This is a genomic window from Paenibacillus jiangxiensis (assembly GCF_046098255.1).
Classification (GTDB): Bacteria; Bacillota; Bacilli; order Paenibacillales; family Paenibacillaceae; genus Paenibacillus; species Paenibacillus jiagnxiensis.
The window spans coordinates 53,019-70,453 of sequence record NZ_JBJURI010000034.1; the positions used below are offsets into that span (position 1 = coordinate 53,019).

16 protein-coding genes, 1 tRNA gene and 1 pseudogene are annotated in these 17,435 nt (G+C 48.6%); 17 read left to right on the forward strand and 1 reads right to left on the reverse strand.

Annotated elements, in window-relative coordinates; translation table 11 throughout:
• Positions 1-7 precede the first annotated feature (7 nt).
• From ACI1P2_RS26075 to ACI1P2_RS26105, 7 genes are all read left to right on the forward strand, one after another.
• Complete coding sequence (locus ACI1P2_RS26075; protein ID WP_355325040.1) at positions 8-1,111, forward strand: mandelate racemase/muconate lactonizing enzyme family protein; 1,104 nt, start codon at positions 8-10, stop codon at positions 1,109-1,111.
• Entirely contained in the window at positions 1,108-2,079 is a 972-nt protein-coding gene (locus ACI1P2_RS26080; RefSeq protein ID WP_355325043.1) for a C40 family peptidase, read from the forward strand. The genes ACI1P2_RS26075 and ACI1P2_RS26080 overlap by 4 nt, the downstream gene beginning before the upstream one ends.
• Before the next feature lie 50 nt (positions 2,080-2,129).
• Positions 2,130-2,318 (forward strand): hypothetical protein, encoded by a 189-nt coding sequence (locus ACI1P2_RS26085; RefSeq protein WP_355325046.1) that lies wholly within the window; start codon positions 2,130-2,132, stop codon positions 2,316-2,318.
• Between the two features lie 258 nt (positions 2,319-2,576).
• Positions 2,577-3,095 (forward strand): sigma-70 family RNA polymerase sigma factor, encoded by a 519-nt coding sequence (locus ACI1P2_RS26090; protein WP_355325049.1) that lies wholly within the window; start codon positions 2,577-2,579, stop codon positions 3,093-3,095.
• A gap of 23 nt (positions 3,096-3,118) precedes the next feature.
• Positions 3,119-4,225, forward strand: a complete 1,107-nt coding sequence (locus ACI1P2_RS26095; RefSeq protein WP_355325052.1) for a hypothetical protein — start codon at positions 3,119-3,121, stop codon at positions 4,223-4,225.
• Positions 4,222-5,205 (forward strand): ABC transporter ATP-binding protein, encoded by a 984-nt coding sequence (locus ACI1P2_RS26100; RefSeq protein ID WP_355325055.1) that lies wholly within the window; start codon positions 4,222-4,224, stop codon positions 5,203-5,205. The genes ACI1P2_RS26095 and ACI1P2_RS26100 overlap by 4 nt, the downstream gene beginning before the upstream one ends.
• Entirely contained in the window at positions 5,202-6,071 is an 870-nt protein-coding gene (locus ACI1P2_RS26105; protein WP_355325058.1) for an ABC transporter permease subunit, read from the forward strand. Before ACI1P2_RS26100 ends, ACI1P2_RS26105 begins: the two co-directional genes overlap by 4 nt.
• 8 nt (positions 6,072-6,079) lie before the next feature.
• Here the strand turns inward: ACI1P2_RS26105 and ACI1P2_RS26110 are convergent, their stop codons facing one another.
• Positions 6,080-6,922 carry an alpha/beta hydrolase family protein gene (locus ACI1P2_RS26110; RefSeq protein ID WP_355325061.1) on the reverse strand — a complete coding sequence of 281 codons (843 nt, stop codon included), beginning with the start codon at positions 6,920-6,922 and terminating at the stop codon, positions 6,080-6,082.
• Positions 6,923-7,118: 196 nt separating this feature from the next.
• Here ACI1P2_RS26110 and ACI1P2_RS26115 point away from each other — a divergent pair, with 196 nt between their 5' ends.
• From ACI1P2_RS26115 to ACI1P2_RS26160, 10 genes and pseudogenes are all read left to right on the forward strand, one after another.
• Positions 7,119-7,571: an NUDIX hydrolase gene (locus tag ACI1P2_RS26115; protein ID WP_355325064.1), complete on the forward strand. Its 453-nt coding sequence runs from the start codon at positions 7,119-7,121 to the stop codon at positions 7,569-7,571.
• 23 nt (positions 7,572-7,594) lie between these two features.
• A complete protein-coding gene (locus ACI1P2_RS26120) occupies positions 7,595-7,750 on the forward strand; it encodes a hypothetical protein (protein WP_355325066.1) in 156 nt (51 codons plus the stop codon).
• Positions 7,751-7,911: 161 nt separating this feature from the next.
• Positions 7,912-7,984 (forward strand) — tRNA-Lys (locus tag ACI1P2_RS26125).
• Between the two features lie 219 nt (positions 7,985-8,203).
• Positions 8,204-11,404: a right-handed parallel beta-helix repeat-containing protein gene (locus ACI1P2_RS26130; RefSeq protein WP_355325069.1), complete on the forward strand. Its 3,201-nt coding sequence runs from the start codon at positions 8,204-8,206 to the stop codon at positions 11,402-11,404.
• 115 nt (positions 11,405-11,519) lie between these two features.
• Entirely contained in the window at positions 11,520-13,430 is a 1,911-nt protein-coding gene (locus ACI1P2_RS26135; protein ID WP_355325072.1) for an ATP-dependent DNA helicase, read from the forward strand.
• 23 nt (positions 13,431-13,453) lie between these two features.
• Entirely contained in the window at positions 13,454-13,747 is a 294-nt protein-coding gene (locus ACI1P2_RS26140) for a DUF6509 family protein (RefSeq protein ID WP_355325075.1), read from the forward strand.
• A 153-nt stretch (positions 13,748-13,900) separates the two neighbouring features.
• Positions 13,901-14,590 carry a helix-turn-helix domain-containing protein gene (locus tag ACI1P2_RS26145; RefSeq protein WP_355325078.1) on the forward strand — a complete coding sequence of 230 codons (690 nt, stop codon included), beginning with the start codon at positions 13,901-13,903 and terminating at the stop codon, positions 14,588-14,590.
• Between the two features lie 155 nt (positions 14,591-14,745).
• A complete protein-coding gene (locus tag ACI1P2_RS26150; protein WP_355325087.1) occupies positions 14,746-14,961 on the forward strand; it encodes an IS3 family transposase in 216 nt (71 codons plus the stop codon).
• Positions 14,916-15,461, forward strand: a pseudogene (locus tag ACI1P2_RS26155) (IS3 family transposase); the annotation flags it as partial. The gene ACI1P2_RS26150 and the pseudogene ACI1P2_RS26155, both read left to right, overlap by 46 nt.
• Positions 15,462-15,771: 310 nt before the next feature.
• Positions 15,772-16,950, forward strand: coding sequence for an IS110 family RNA-guided transposase (locus ACI1P2_RS26160; protein WP_355325081.1), 1,179 nt, complete (start codon positions 15,772-15,774; stop codon positions 16,948-16,950).
• The last annotated feature ends 485 nt before the right edge of the window (positions 16,951-17,435 follow it).

A 17,435-nucleotide genomic window follows, 5' to 3' on the forward strand; every position in this document is an offset into this window, starting at 1 on the left:
GATGAATATGAAAATTCAAAGCATAGAGGTTATGAGACAATCTACCCCGTTGACCCATCCGTTCAAAACCGCCCTGCGGACGGTACACCATGCGGAATCCGTGCTTGTCCGTATTAAGGCGGACGACGGACGAATCGGCTGGGGGGAAGCGCCAGCCACCATCGTGATTACTGGCGACAGCCTGGACGCGATTCATTCCGCCATTCAGGATACGTTCGCCCCGCTGCTCATCGGCGCGAACCTGCTGGCCTATGAGCAAATTTTGCAGTCTGTCCATCATGCCATGGTCGGCTGCAGCAGCGCCAAGGCGGCGGTAGATATGGCGGTGTATGATCTTGTCGGGCAATACAGCGGCATGCCGTTGTATCAATTTCTGGGCGGTTACCGCGACCGGATCGAGACGGACTTTACCGTCAGCGTCAATGCGCCGGTGGAAATGGGCGAGGATGCGGCCGAATATGTTCGTTCCGGGTTTAACGTGCTGAAGATTAAAGTCGGGAAGGGTGATATCCGCGAGGATATCGAACGAATCCGCGAAATCCGCAGCCGTATTGGCAGAGATATCAAAATTCGGCTGGATGCCAACCAGGGCTGGCAGGTCAAAGATGCCATCCGCTCGATCCGGAAAATGGAGGATATGGGGCTGGACATCGAGCTGGTCGAGCAGCCTGTGAAAGCGTGGGATATTGCTGGCCTGAAGGCTGTGACCGATGGCGTGTCCACTCCGATTATGGCGGATGAAAGCGTGTTTTCACCTGCGCAAGCTCTGGAAGTGTTGAAGCTGCGCGCGGCCGATCTGATCAATATCAAGCTGATGAAAGCAGGCGGCATTTATAAAGCGCAGGTGATCAATCAGCTGGCGGAGGAATATGGTGTAGAATGCATGGTGGGCAGCATGATTGAGTCACGTGTTGCCGTGACGGCGGCGGCTCATTTTGCAGCCAGCAAAAAAAACATCACCCGCTTCGATCTGGACGCGCCGCTGCTGCTGCAGCATGATCCGGTTACCGGAGGTGTGCGGTATGACGGGCGGTCCATGACGTTCCCGGACCGTCCCGGACTCGGCATCGAGCATGTGGAGGTTACGGGTGAGATAGGAGCTGTATTATGAGCAAGCTTGCCGGAACACGAATGATAGTGTCTGTCTCCGTGGCTACCGTCTGGTTAAGCCCGGATTCTCCCCGGCCCATCGATGCGCCAGCTCTTGCAGCCCCTGTTTCGGTGGGGGAATGGCTGAAATCGATGAGCATGGAGGAGAAATTGGATTTATACAGCGGCAGCCGGATACAGACACAGGTGTTATATGGTACAGAGGTTGTAGCTGTTGAAGAGCAAGGTGAATGGTTGAAAATTGTAATCCCGGACCAGAGTACACACAAGGAGCCTGCAGGATATCCGGGCTGGGTTCCGAAGTGTCAGCTCACCAAGTGCCCTGCAGACACGGAATATAATGTTTTTGTGGAAGTGTTTGCGGCAAAAGCAATTTTGCAGATTGAGCCTGCCGGTGCCGCAGCCCCTGTTATGGAGCTAAGCTTTCTAACCAGGCTGCCGCTGCTGGAGGAGCGGGGCGATGAAGTGATTGTCAGCACGCCCCACAGTCCGGGGAGACTGGCGAAACAAGATGTCCGCATTACGGGAAGCTTGCCCGCCAGCCCGGAATCGATAGGAAAGCTCACGGGCGAACAGATTGTACAGGATGGACAAAGATTTCTCGGGCTCCCGTATTTATGGGGTGGCATGTCCGCTTACGGTTACGACTGCTCCGGCTTTGCCTACAGCATGCATAAGGCCCAGGGTATTCTCATTCCCCGTGATGCGTCTGACCAGTCGCAGCAGGGAAGAAGCATTCAGAGGGAAGAGCTTGAGCCCGGTGATCTGCTGTTTTTCGCTTATGATCAGGGCAAGGGCAGGGTGCATCATGTCGGTATTTATGCTGGAGAGAACCGAATGCTCCATTCCCCGGATTCCAGCGGCTGTATTGAAATCGTGGACCTGGGCACGTACAAGCTGAAGGATGAGCATTGCGTGTCCCGGAGATATTGGGATGGATACTGTCTCAACAATTTTATCCCTCTATAATTAAATAGTGTGGTAAAATAGTGGAAATGGTAAATGGTGGGGGTTGAAATATGCTCAAAAAGTATAATAAAAAATATTGGATTCTTCTTCTCCCTTTTTTGGCAGCTACATTACTTCTGGGAATTTATTTACCCTATGAATATAGAATGTTTGTTTTTGTTGCTCCTCTCTTATTTTGGGCATCATACTATACTTGGCAATATATAGAGAAGAAAAACGAAGCAAAGAGAAGTCAGTAAGAGTACAATCGAAAACCTTATTGGTAGCAGGGGCAATCCCTTAAGTCATCTATGATGGCTGAGGGATTGCCTTTTTCTATGGGTGCCATTCTCCTGTTTGCATTTCGCCAGGCTCAAGTTTTACCGGTACAAGGGGGACAAGGCACTGCTGTATAATCAAGAAAATGACCAAACCGAAAAAAATTTTCATGATTCTGCTACAAAATAAAAAAAGGCTTCGTCTTCCTAATAGCTGCAGCTGAAAGGAGGCAAAACAAAATGAGTATTCCGGAATCCTCAGCATTCCGCAACATATTTTATGAGCATTATTCAACCGTACACAGAAAACTGACCGCCTTGGTGCGTGATGAAGCCGCAGCCGACGATTTAGCACAGGAGGTATTCCTGAGGCTCTACAGGAACCCGCCGGACAACCCGGAGGCTCTGGGAGCATGGCTGCACCGTGTACTGACAAGAATCGGATACGATTTTCTGGAGAAAAAAGCAAGAGAGAGAAAGCTGCAAAACAAGCAGGAAATGATGTACGAGGGGGAAGCCGCTCCTGAATCCGGAGAAGAGGCGCTGATGCGCCAGATGGATCAGGAAGAAGTCCGGGACTGGCTGGACAGACTTCCCGAGCGGGACCGCCAGGCACTGCTTCTCCGCTATTCGGGCTACAGCTACGCGGAGATCGCAGAGGAGCTCAATGTCAGGCAGCCTCTGATCGGCAGTCTGCTGCGGAGAGCGACACGCAAGCTGCAGGCCACAGCCACCAAGGCCATGGCCCGGCAGGATTAACAATCGGAAAGGATTGAAAACATATGACGACCAATCCACAAAATTCTCAAGAGGATAAAAAAACACACGAAGCTTGGGAAAAGCTGCAAATGAGACTGGCATCGGAGCCGGTAAACGGCAAATGGGAGACATGGAGCACGGAGAGTAAGCAGAACGGTCTGAAGCTTGCCGATTCTTTTACGGTGCCAACGGTTTCAGCCGCAATTTCTAATGAGGCATCTGGGCTGACTGCTGAAGCTCAGGCTCCGGCAAAAACCTCCCGCCGCCGGGCAAGCAGTGCCCGCAAGTGGACAGCGGCTGCAGCGGCAGCCGTGATCTTCGGCGCCGTTCTTGCCACCCCAATGGGTAATAATGCGCTGGCGGCGATTTTAAATCAGTTCCGCGTGCAGGAGATCGCAACGGTTGACGGCGATACACTTGAAAGCATGTTTTATCAGCTGGCTCCGGGCGAGTCGTTCAGCAAGGACAACTCATTCGGAGAGTTTACAACCAAGGGCGGAACCTTACAGGGGGAATTTACCCGTGAACAGGCGGCTTCCCGGCTGGGATATCAGCTCCTGCCCTCTGATCTGACAGGCGACCAGGATACGGTCCACATTTCCCCTTCAAACGAAATTACAATGAAGATGAATATCGAAGAAGTGAACCAGGCCATGCAGCGTGTGGGCGCAACGAAGCTGCTGCCGGAATCGATTGATGGAAAACCGATCACTTTAACCCTTCATGAAAATGTAATTTACGAGTTGAAAACAGGTCAGGACCAATGGGCATCCCTGATACAGATGAAGGCGCCGGAAATTACAGTGGATCCGTCTGTTGATGTGGAAGAAGCACTTGAGGCTGTTCTGCAGCTGCCGATTTTGCCCAACGATCTGAAAAAACAGCTGCAGCGAAGCAGCATCCTTTCAGGATCGATTCCGATGCCGTATGTCGTTGATAAAAACGCCAAAAGCGATGACATCACGATTGGAGGCACGAAGGTGCTCGTTGAAGAGCGCAAGTTCAGCAGCATGACAGATCGCACGGCTATCTGGATTCAAGACGGACAGATGTTCTACTTTGAAGCAGGGTCTGCTTACGAAAAGGAAGCTGACTTCATGAACAAATTGAAGGAGCTGGTGGAGGCATGAGCGAGGCGGCCATTGACGCTAACGGATTGACCAAGGAATACAGCAACGGGCGCGGCTGCCACAACGTCACCATCACGGTAGGAAAAGGGGAAGCCTTTGGCTTCCTCGGACCTAACGGTGCAGGTAAAAGCACGTTCGTGAAAATGCTGGTCGGACTGATCCATCCGACGGCTGGCGAGGCAAGCGTGATGGGCGCCCCTATCGGTACGCTTGAGGCGAAGCGACAAATCGGGTATTTGCCCGAGTTGTACCGGTATCAGGAATGGCTGACCGGCGAAGAGGTCGTTCGGCTGCATGCGCGCTTATGCGGATTGGACAGGCGGGAAGCGGAGCGAAGAATCCCTGAGCTATTGCACAGAGTAGGAGTGGGCAAACGGGGAAAGGACCGGGTTAAGCATTATTCCAAAGGCATGCAGCAGCGGCTTGGACTGGCTTGCGCTCTGGTAAACGATCCGGCTGTCGTTTTCCTGGACGAGCCTGCGTCTGCCATGGATCCCGTCGGCCGCATGCATGTCCGGGCGATCCTTGAAGAGCTGAAGAAGCAGGGAAAAACAATTTTCTTGAACTCCCATCTGCTGGAGGATGTGGAAGTGCTGTGCGACCGCATGGCGCTCTTGAATAACGGACAGGTGCTCCGTCATGGACGGGTTGCCGAGGTGCTTCAGAAGCGAGTCTGCTGGCGTTTTAAAGTCGGCGGATTTTCGCCTTTTTTGCTGTCCTGGCTTCATGACACGACAGGCTTCAGCTTTCGGGCAGTTGCTGATGAAAAAAGAGAAGGCGGCATGATCGGCGGAGGAAGTGCGGATGATACCGTTTGGCTTGAAGCGGAGCTGGAGAGCGAGGAACAGGCAGGCTGGGTTAATGCGCTGCTGATCGGGCAGGGGATGACGCTGTATGAAGTCACCAAGGTCCGTGAACGGTTGGAGGAGTGGTTCATGGAAGCTGTCGCCGGGCTCAATCATAGGGGGGAACAGGAATGAGTATTATATGGTCCATGACCTGGAAGGAGCTGCTGCGCAAACGGGTGCTGCTGCTGACATTTTTAATGACAGTCGTATTTCTGATCGGCTTCTGGTTTATTGCTGGAGCTATCGGGGGCGACGTAAGCATAGATGCAAATAATAACGAAGGATTGATCCAGGAATTTACAATCGGCATGTTCATTTTGATGCTCGGTTTTTTCTTCGCCAGCTTTGTGCTCGCCTTTTTGGCTATTTTCAGTTCATTTTCCGCCATTGCTGGCGAGGCCGAGCAGGGGGTGATGCAGGCGATGCTGCCGCGGCCAATTCCGAGGTGGAAATGGTATATTGGCCGCTGGCTCGGCTATGTTTCGCTCGGCATTATTTATGCCTTGATTTTATTCAGCCTGATCCTGTGGATCACCGATATCCATGCCGCAATTCCGCATGACCCGGCCGTGCTGGTGCAGTCTTTCCTGCTCTTTGCCTCCGTTGTTCCTTTGCTCGTTACCGTGTCCATGTTCGGCTCAGGTTATCTGTCCTCCGTTGCGAACGGTGTTGTTATGACGATGCTCTATGGGGCAGGCTGGCTTGGCGGCATGATCGGCAAAATCGCCGGCGCAATCGGCCTGAAGCCTGAGCCATTGCAAACGTTGAACAATGTAGCGGGAATTTTGCAGCTGATCATGCCGGCCGACGCGCTGCAGCGGAAAATGCAGGCAGTGCTGTTCAGCTTCGAGGATATCAGCGGACTTATACCAGTGAGCATGAGCGGACCGCTTGGCATCGGCGACATCCCCTCAACAGCTTTTTTGGGTTATACGTTATTTTACACAGTCGTTCTTTTTTGCCTGGGATTGCGCCGGTTTGTCCGCAAGGATTTATAAGCGCTGCCCTATGGAGCAGGCTGCTGCAGCCAAGCAAACATATTCTGGATTGCCATAGCATGCACTGTGGGAGGAAGATGGTGGCCGTATCCTTGAAACGTGTGAAAAGTCACGTCTTTTCCTGCTTCCTGCAGCTGTCTGAACATTCTAACACCATGACTGTAATCTACCTGCATATCCTCGGTGCCGTGCATGATCAGCACCGGGCAGTGGATGTCGTATACATAGGTAACCGGTGATCTCATGTCATACGCTTCCGGAATTTTGCCGGTGGAGCCACCGATTACTCGCTTCAGCATGCGGCGCAGATCGATCCGTTCCTCATAGGTTTGGGCCAGATCCGATACGCCGCCCCATAATACCAGCTTGTACATTTGCTTCATCCGTACGGCTGCAGCAGTTGCATTGATCGAGCCTCTGGAAAAACCCATGACCGAAATACGCCGTTCGTCAACAAAAGGCAGTCCGGCCAGAAATGAATAGGCACTGCACACGTCCTCGATATCGCTTCCCCCGAATTGGTCCCTTCCTTCACCGCCTTCAGTGCCGCGATAGGAAGGGGCAAAAATAATATGGCCATGGATGGAGAAATCCTCCAGCCAGGTTGTTTTAACCTGGCCTACCCGTCCGATACCACCGCGGCAGTAAATCAATACTGGCCATTTCCCTTCCGGTACCTCCGTGTGCGTTACATGAATCGGGCAGGCGAGCTCCGTTACTTCGAGATCTTTTATCCGGTAATGGTCCTGCAGCCATTCCTGCACTGCCGATACGGGTAATCTCCAGCCGTATGGCAGGCACATATATCCTTTGACGCGCAGTCCGTCTGATAAATAAGTGAGATGATACATGTGTAGGTTTCATTCCTTTATGATGTCGGTTGTGTACATAACGCTATATTACCACGAAGGACAACTCCCCCAAAGAAATGGTTAGACAGCGAAAGCCGCTTTTGTGCAGATGCGACCCTGTTTAACTTGCCATATGGCAGGAATTATACATTTCTTTCCTACACGAATGAAAAAATGTTTATAATTAAATCAGGAAATGAAGCTGGAGGGTTGGTGTGAGGTGGGGGATTTTCGATTCGTCAGTGTGGTACATGTCTTTATGTTACAAAATGGTAAGCTGCTGTTAATGAGGAGATGGAATACGGGACATGAAGACGGAAAATATGGCTTGCCTTCAGGCCGACTTGATGGATGTGAGGAAGTTAGATCGGCGGCCATCCGGGAGGTTAAGGAAGAATGCGGAGTGGACATTCAGTATGAGGATCTAAGCATGGTCGGTGTCATGCATATCAAATCGGATGACGAGCGAATAGATTTTTTCTTCATTACAAACCGGTGGTCTGGTGAAGTCACGAATGCCGAACCGCATAAATGTGATGATATGAGATGGTTCCGAATGGATCATCTCCCGGACAATCTGATACCTTATGTAAGGATAGCCTGGGATCAATACGGGAAGGGAACTTGGTTTTCGTCGTACGGATGGTAATAAATTTTGGAGGAGTTGTGTCTATGGATTACTTTACATTTTTATCGATCATTCCTATTTTGCTGTATTTGATCTTTTTTGCCGTAGGTATTTATGTGCTGGTACTGTTTATCAAGCTGGCAAGAAGGGGGATCAAAGCGCTGGATTTATACATAGAGGAAAAAAGTAACCGGATGTGATCAGCTCAATGTACGAGTGAACGGAATCAAAAAACAGCAGGGCTGATTGCTAATCTCCCTGTTGTTTTAATTGTCTCTTAGTGGAAAATTATCGTTAAATTAAAGTTTGTCTTGATTTTTGTAAGTAAAAGGAGTAAAGTAATAAGGGTCAAGAAGATCATGGATTGTTAGCTCAGTTGGTAGAGCATCTGACTCTTAATCAGGCGGTCCAGGGTTCGAGTCCCTGACAATCCATCATTAGTTAATAGTAAGATTAAGAACTGATACATTGTCCTATCGGACTTCATCAGATTCAAGCTGCGACCGCTCTCCGGTTTATTGGAGGGCGGTTGTCTTTTTTTCAAGCGCATTGGATTGCAAACCTGTTTAATGTCCAACTATACTAAACTAAAGCATCATATTTTTAATGCCGATATTAAATTAACGAAGTAATGGGACGAAGGAGTATGTACTATGTCGCGAAAAAGGGAAATTACCGTTTCCAAAGGCTTTTTTTCGAGATTTAAAACGATTGGCGATGCGATCTCAGCAGCTTCTCCTGGAACGGTAATTTATATTGAACCCGGTGTGTATGAAGAAAATCTATTTCTTAATAAGCCGCTTGAACTGATTGGCAAGGGACGCTCTGAAGACGTTGTGATTTCGGGGAATACTATGAATGAAGATACAACTATAGATGTGTTTGCTGATCATGTCCGGATTTGTGGGTTAACGATACTGCAAAAGGGCAAAAGCATAGAAAGAGATTTCTATTATTCGGCCGTAGATCTAGGAGAAGGCTCTGTTCTTATTGAGAACTGCAGCATTATTTCAGCCCATGGAAACGGTATACATGTCATGAGTGAAGGCAGTCAACCGACGATTCGGCACTGCAAAATCTATAATTCGGCAGGTCATGGGATATATGCTCAAATTTTTGGGAATATAACGGTCATTGACTGTGAAATTTATAATAATCAGCAATGCGGTATTACGTTCGATTCCGAGGGCATGGGGATATTTGAAAATTGTCATGTTTACGGTAATGGGGATGCTAACATACATATTTCAAACGGAAGTCCGGAAATAATCGGCTGCCGAATCTATGACGGCCAGAATGGGATTCGGGTCGACCAAGAAAGCAAGGGGTCAATTGAAAATTGTGAAATTTACAATAATAGAGTGGCGAATATTCGCCTGGAAAATAAAGCGGAACCTGTCGTCCAAGGCTGTAAAATATATTCCAGCGGGGAATTTGGAGTATGCATATCTAATAACGCCCTTGGAACCTTCACAAATTGTGATATATATGATAATGGGTGCAGCAATGTAGTGATTGAGGACGAAGGGGATCCGGAATTCACATATTGCAATATTTTTAACAGTAACGAGTATGGAGTGTACAGCTATGGCGGCTGGGGGACCTTTGACCACTGTGATATTTATAGCAACCGCTCATCTAATGTCATGATCGAAACTGAAGCTGAGCCGACCATAAGGAATTCCAAAATTTATAACAGTGCGGAAAATGGTGTAGAGGTAGACGAAGAAGGCTACGGGATTTTTGAAAATTGCGAGATTTACAGCAACGGCCGTGAGTATCATAATATCGCTATTTTTGGGGAAGGGAATCCGGTTTTTCGAGACTGTATCATTTACGATTCTGAAGATTGTAATATTTGGATTGATGATGGGGGATTGGGCCTGTTCGAAAACTGCGAGATTTATGATAGTAATTCGCCCAACATTGTTATTGAGAACGAAGGGAACCCGCAGATTAAAGGCTGCAAAATATACAACAGCACAACCTGCGGCGTGTGGGTTCTTAACAATGGACGGGGCAGGCTCGCAGATTGTGACATCTATGATACAGAGACGCCGATTATTTCAGAGGAAGGATTACTTGAAGTACTCGTTTCATCAGAGAATAAACAAGCTGGAAACAATACTCGTAGCAATTCACCTAATGGGCAGCCATCTTCGGCTGATTTATCTGCCGTTTTGGATGAATTAAACTCCTTAATAGGATTGGACAATGTAAAAGAACAAATCGCCAAAATCATTGAATTCACTAAATTCAACAAAGAGCTGGCAAGCTTCGGAATTGCAGGTACAGATGCTAAAGCCGCTGTGTCTCATAGCGTATTATATGGAAACCCTGGAACAGGCAAGACAACAGTTGCACGGATGCTGGGACAAATATACAAAGCGATGGGGCTGCTGTCCTCCGGACATCTGGTGCAGGTAAATCGTGAGAAATTGGTAGGAGAGTACATAGGGACTACTGCCCCAAAAACAAAGAAAAAGATCGAGGAAGCGATGGGCGGCGTGCTCTTCATTGATGAGGCGTATGAGCTTACAAATAAAGGGATGGACCGGGATTTTGGTCCGGAAGCCGTTGCGGTGATATTGGAGGAAATGGAAAACCGCAGAGGGGAATTCATGGTTGTCGTGGCAGGCTATGAGGGAGAGATGGAAAGGTTTATTGAATCAAACCCGGGCTTGAAAAGCCGTTTTACCCAATATTTTCACCTAAAAGATTATACACCGGACGAGCTGGCCCGGATTGCGCAAAAAATGGCGAAGGACCAAAACCGTCAACTGTCGCCGGAGGCAGAGCATCTGCTGCATAAGCAATTTACGTTTCTGTGGCGAAAAAGGGATAAGTTCTTTGCCAATGCCCGCACCGTCCGCAATTATATTGACGGTATGATGCAGGCGCAGGCTCAGCGTTGTATGCAGATTCCAAAGGAGCAATGGACCAAAGAGCTGATACTAACTCTAAATCCTGAAGACGTAAAAGCTGTGTTACCGAAGGAAGAGACTCAAGAGTACCTTTTGCCGATTAACGAGCAGCATTTGGCGGAAGCTTTGCAGCAGCTCAATCGAATGGTTGGCATGGCCCACATTAAAGCGGAGATTGAAAAGTTGATTACGTTGGTCCGGTATTACAGGGAAGAGGGACGGGATGTCTCGGAGCTTTCGCCGCATACCGTTCTGGTCGGCAATCCGGGTACAGGGAAAACGGAAATAGCGCGTATTATCGCACAGATTTATGAGGCCTTGGGAATTTTGGAGCGCGGGGATTTAGTCGAGGTGAAGCGTGAAAATCTGGTGAGTCCATATCCGGGGGAAAGCGAAAGGCTCATCTCCGAATATATCGACAGAGCGATGGGCGGAACCCTGTTTATAGATGAAGCGTATCAGCTCACCCAATACGGCCCGCAGGATCCGGGACATGCCGTCATCGAAGTGCTTCTGAAGCGAATGGAGGATGACCGAGGTGAGTTTATCGTTTTGGCGGCAGGTTATAAAGAGCATATGGAGCAGTTCCTCGACAGCAATCCCGGATTAGGCAGACGTTTTAACCGTGTGCTGGAATTTGAAGATTACACACCGTCAGAGCTGCTGCAAATCAGTGAATTGATGCTCAGCGATAGAGGTTACAGGCTAAGTGACGGGGCCCGGGATGTGCTTTACGCTCGTTATGAGCAAGCCTATGCCCAGCGTGATCATTCCTTTGGCAATGCAGGCTATGCAAGAAATATGGTAAATGAAATGATAAGCAACATTGATTATCGGGTCGCGAAAATGCCAAAAGAACAGCGCACGCAAGAGATCAGGCAAACGATCCAGGCAGAAGACTTGAACCTGATTTCTCCCCCAGCCTTATAGATTGGGGGTTCTTTTTGCGCTTACGAAGCTTTGCAAATAAAACGTGATTTTAACCACAAATCTAAGGTATAATCAAAGGATGGACTTTTAGAAAGATGTGGAGGCACAGCCGTAATTGACAACTTATCCATTTACCTTTGATCCTTCCCGCCCGTTTATGCAGCAGGCTGCGGACTGGATCGCTGACGTGTTCTATGAAATATTGCCCGAGGCCGGATTTGAGGTCCGGGATGAGCAAATTTATATGGCGTTCCAGCTGGAGCGGGCGTATACCGAGAAAAAGACGATTTTTGCCGAAGCTGGTGTAGGAACAGGTAAGACGCTCGTCTACCTGCTCTATGCCATCGCATATGCCCGCTACACCCGCAAGCCGGCCGTCATCGCCTGCGCCGACGAATCGCTGATCGAACAGCTGGTCAAGCCAGAAGGCGATATTGCCAAACTGGCCCGCCATCTGGAGCTGACCATCGATGCACGTATGGGCAAGTCCCAGGACCAGTATATTTGCTTGAATAAACTGGATGATGCGCGGACAGGCTTGGAAGATGCGGATACATACCGCGCAATCTACGAAGGGCTGCCGGAGTTTGTGCATTTTCCGGATACCATGCAGTCTTTCCTGCCGTATGGCAACCGCAAGGATTATCCTCAGCTGTCAGATGAGCAGTGGCAAAAAATAGGCTGGGACGTGTTTCAGGACTGTCTCGTATGCAGCCAGCGTCATCGCTGCGGGCAGACGATTTCCCGGGATTACTACCGCCGGGCCACGGATTTGATCATCTGCTCGCATGATTTTTACATGGAGCATATCTGGACGTTCGAATCCAGAAAGCGGGAAGGGCAACTGCCGCTGCTTCCGGAGCACAGCTCCGTCGTATTTGACGAAGGGCATCTGCTGGAGGCGGCCGCGCAGAACGCGCTGACGTATCAGCTGAAGCACTCTCTGTATGAAAGCATTATTGTCCGTTTGCTGGAGGGTGAAATCCGTGAATCCCTGGCGGTGACGATTGAGGAATCTATCATGCAGAGCGATAAGGTATTCCTGCTGCTGGAGCAAATGAGTTTGCCTGTCCCCGGCTCGAACCGGAGAAGGTTTGAGGTGAGCGACCGGCTGCTCCGTGAAATCAGCCGTTTTGGAGAGCTGCTGTCCTCGATTGAGGAAGAATTGGTTTTTGAGGGCGGTTTGTACACCATTGATGATTATCAGCTCAAGATTGTGGAAGAGCATCTTGATATGATGCAAAGGGCTTTGGCGTTGTTCCGCCAGCCGGATAAGTTTATTTCCTGGGTCAGGGAAGACGGGGACGAATTGACGCTGGTAATCATGCCGAAGGGCGTTGAGGAAATCATGAGGGAACGCGTATTTGCCAAGCAAATGCCGGTCGTGTTCTCCTCGGCGACGCTGTCGGTGCAGGGCTCATTCGATTATATGGCCGAGATATTGGGGATTGACGACTATCTGTCCTTCTCCGTCGCATCTCCTTATGATTATGCCGAGCAGATGAAGAGCGTCTTGTATCCTGTAGAGGAATCGGGCGATAAAATAAAGCATGTGCTGAAATTTCTCCAGGACAGCGGCGGGAAGGCATTAATTCTCTTTCCGTCCCAGGAAGAATTGGAGCATTTCAGAAGGGACGCCATGCAGACAGCTGGCTTTGAGCAGTTCCAGTTTCTGTACGAGGGGGAGGCTGAAATCAGCCATCTGATCTCCTTGTTTCAAAACGATGAAGACAGTGTGCTCTGCGCTGTGACGCTGTGGGAAGGACTGGATATTCCGGGTCCCTCCCTGTCGCATGTCATCATTTGGTCGCTGCCGTTTCCGCCCAATGACCCGTTATTTGAGTCACGCAGATCGGAAGCGCAGGATGCATTAGTGGAAGTGGAACTGCCGTACATGCTGCTGCGGCTGCGCCAGGGAATCGGGCGCTTGATCCGTTCCCGTGAAGACAAGGGAACGGTGTCGATTATGGGAGCCGAATTAAAGCAGGAGCGGATTAGGGAGCAGGTCAGCAAGATTCTGCCTTAGACCGCCAAGAGAGGAAGATAAGAATGGAGATTACATCATTTTCAGTGGAAAAAGTGAAAGACCCGTTCGGCATCATTGCCGGTACACGGTATGAATATATCCTCGATCTTGAGATTGATGAGGAAGACGAGCTGTACAGCGAACAAGGCGTGTATTTAAGGGTGATTTACAGCGTGGAAGCAGAGAGCACCCGTATCGTAAAGTATGAGCTGTACGAGCGATCCACGGACCGTTATCTTGAATTTGACCTTGAAGAGGATGAACTCGCTGAAGTGGATGCATTCTGCCGTGAGCATTTAGCGGAAGCCGAAGAATAAAAGGGATTTATGTAAGAGGAGACCGTTCCCCTGCGGGTGTGCAGGGGAACGGTCTTTCGTATTATCAGGTTAGCCAGAATCTTGATATGCTCCCATCATAGTAGACAGTAGAAAAAACAAAACTCTACTTCTACCATGATGGGAGTTTTTGCAATGTCCAAAAGAAGCCCAATTTCATCTGAAATAAAGTTAAGGGCCGTAAGGCGCTGCCTGCAATATGAATCCAATCCCAACCATGAGGCAAAACAATTAGGTGTCCATATAAACACGGTTTCCGAATGGATAAGAAAATATCAAGCAGATGGAGAAGAAGGATTAGGGGAATCCAAAGGATGGAAATCTTACTCTAAGGAGCTAAAGCTATCTGCCATTCAAGACGTACTCTCTGGGGAATACTCCGTACGAGAGGTAGCGAAAAAATACCATATTTCGAGTAAAAGTGTGTTAGAGACCTGGATTGCCAAGTATACTAGAGGGGTGAAAATGAAACCAACTCGGAAAAGGATAGACGCCCCTCTTATGAATAAAGGACGGAAAACAACATACGAAGAACGGATCGAAATTGTACAATTCACCATCGCCAATGATTTAGATTACCAGAAGGCGATCGACAAATACGGTGTCTCTTACCAGCAGGTTTACGCATGGGTCCGTAAATATAAAGCTAGTGGTCAGGAAGCCTTACAAGATCACCGAGGGCGTAAAAAGCCACTAGAGGAGCTAGATGAGCAGGAACGACTAAAGCTTCGGATTAAGGAACTCGAAGCGCGTAATGAGTACCTTGAAATGGAGAATGCACTTGCAAAAAAGTTGGCAGAGATCCGGCGAAGAAATATACGCTAACCTTAGCTCGGCATGCAGACATTTATCAAGCAATTCAAGAGCTGCATGCTGAAAAAGGCTACGCGATCACAAAGCTCTGTGAGCTCGCAGGAATCGCCCGATCTGCCTATTACAAGTGGCTGAAATGGACGCCATCCGCTAGAGAACTCGAAAATATTGCCCTAGCCAAGGAAATCAAATGTCGCTATGACAAGCGAAAGGGGATACTCGGTTATCGTCAAATGCGTATTCAGCTGAATCGTAAGCTGAAAAAGAACTACAACCGCAAACGGTATTACCGTATCATGCGCGCACTTGAACTCAAGGCAGTCATTCGAAAAAAGCGACCACATTACGTGAAAGCTCCAGCCCTTCATATGAGAATGTCATGAACCGAGAATTTAAGGCGGATGCACCAAACCAAAAGTGGTGCACGGATGTGACTGAACTGAAGTACGGGAATGGTCGTAAGGCCTACCTGAGTGCCATTATTGATGGATATGACAACTCGATTATTTCGTGGGTTTTAAGTCATTCCAATAACAATAAGCTTGTTATGGATACCATAAAGAAAGCGTTCAGAAGAAATCGAGGGGCTAAGCCGCTTTTGCACAGTGATCGAGGTTTTCAGTATACTTCGGTTGAATATAAACGACTTCAAAAGAGATACAAATTTAAGAAAAGTATGTCTCGTGTAAGCCGATGTTTGGATAACCAACCCATTGAACGATTCTGGGGTACCTTTAAAGCAGAAAGCTATGATCTGGAGAAGTATGACACGTACGATGATCTCCTGCAGAGTGTAAAAACCTATATGCGCTATTACAATAATGATCGGTACACCGAACGACTAAACGGTTTATCCCCTAACGAATATCGACGAACAGCTTAACGACAAAAAACAATCCCCTCGGCTTTGATAACCGAGAGGATTGAACACTTTTGTTTTTTGGTCTGTCTACTTGACAGGGTGCACTTCATCTTCTGGTTGGCCTTTTTTTGTGGTCGTTTTACGATGGGGGGAGCCGGGAGAACGTGGCGGTCTTAGGGGCAATGATCCCGTAACAAAAACAGTTCTCCCACGACCTCCAAAAAACCATGTTTGAGCTGGTAGGGGCAGTTGACCTCGTATAACAAGCGAAGCTATGGGTTTGGAACCATCGTGGAAAAGGCCGGCGAAACCCAAGACAAGGAGTGAGGAAATGGAACCTGTTGTTGGTGTAGATGTGGTCAAAGGCTCAAGTGTCGTACAAGCGTTCTGGAAACGAAACGAGCCGTATGGCAAAGCTGTAGACATTGAACATGGAACGAGTGGATTTGAACGATTCGGGGAAATGCTCGGCAAGCTTCAAGCCGAAACGGGCTTAGCTCCAGTGGTTATTCTGGAAGCGACAGGGCATTACCATCGCGCATTGGTTTCATACTTGGATCGAAGTGGCTATACCCATTATATTGTGAATCCGTTACAATCCAAACGAGCCAAAGGGACGCAGTTACGCAAAGTTAAAACGGATGCTTTGGATGCCTGGCATCTGGCTGAGATGTACTACCGAGGCGACGTGAAGCCGCATCGAACCTGGGATGAGACATTTACGGAGCTACAACATTTGACAAGGCAGCACGAGTTCGTCACGGGCATCTTTGTACAGGCGAAGCTGAACAGCAGAGCTTTACTTGAGCAAGTTTTTCCGGCGTATGAGCAGGTGTTCTACGATGTGTTTTCGGCAACGTCATTGACGATACTGGCCTGTTGTTTGGAGGGAGACGTGGAAGATTGGCACGAAGTGATCCAGGGAAGCACAGGGAGATCCCATTCTAAACGTTGGGCGAATGAAAAAGTCAGGAAACTGGAGGAAGTGCTCGGTCACTGGAGAGAGGATCCGCGTAGTCCGTCTCAAACCCAGGCGCTGCTTGGGATGGTCTCTTTATTGCTGACGATGATCCGGCAGCTGGATGAGTTGGAAAAGCAGATGGAGGACATGGCGGCAAGCCTGCCCGAAGTCGAACTCATGAAGAGTATCCCGGGAATTGGGACGAAACTGGCCGCAGCCATTGTAGCTGAAGTGGGTGATGTCAGGCAGTTTAGCGATGCGAAGCAACTCGTGGCGTTTGCGGGCCTTGACCCTGGGATTTTCAGTTCGGGGAAGTTCACAGCAACAAGTACACGAATAACGAAACGAGGGTCTAAGAGACTCAGACGTTCTCTATACTTGGCTGTGCAGTGCGGACTACGTAGAAACATGAATGCAAGAATCCACTCGTATTACGAGAAAAAAAGAAAAGAGGGCAAGCCCTACAAGGTGGCCGTGATTGCCTGCGCAAACAAGCTGTTGCACCACATTTTTGCCATCTTGTGGAAGGGGCAGCCCTACCAAGCCTGAACCATATTTAACCAAAACCTCCATAGCCGTGGAGGTTATTCGGGTTGGTCGGAAAAAGTATATCACGAAAAAAGAAATCCACCAACCTGAAATGCTTGACAAACATTAGCTGGTTTTTGTTATTAGATAAGCCACTCATTCGAACTTGGAGAGGGCGCTAAAGCAAAAGGGTCGGATTCATTGTGCTTGCCCGGCGAGAGTCATGCCTTTCATAATATAGTTAGCAGGAATAATAACATAGATTCCAATTGCTTGTTATAAATGAATTTCAGCAGAATAATCGGCTTATTTCAATATTTTAAAGGGAAAATGACGAAAACTGTAAAAATGATATAATGGATGATACAGGGCCATTGACTGAGGGAAACTTATCTTTTCTTCTTTTATCAATCATTAAGAGTAAATTATAGAGCAGCGGTACGATGTCAAGACCCTGAATGAAAGGGATTTTCGCGTGCTGTCACTTTTTCAGGGGGTGGACCGAA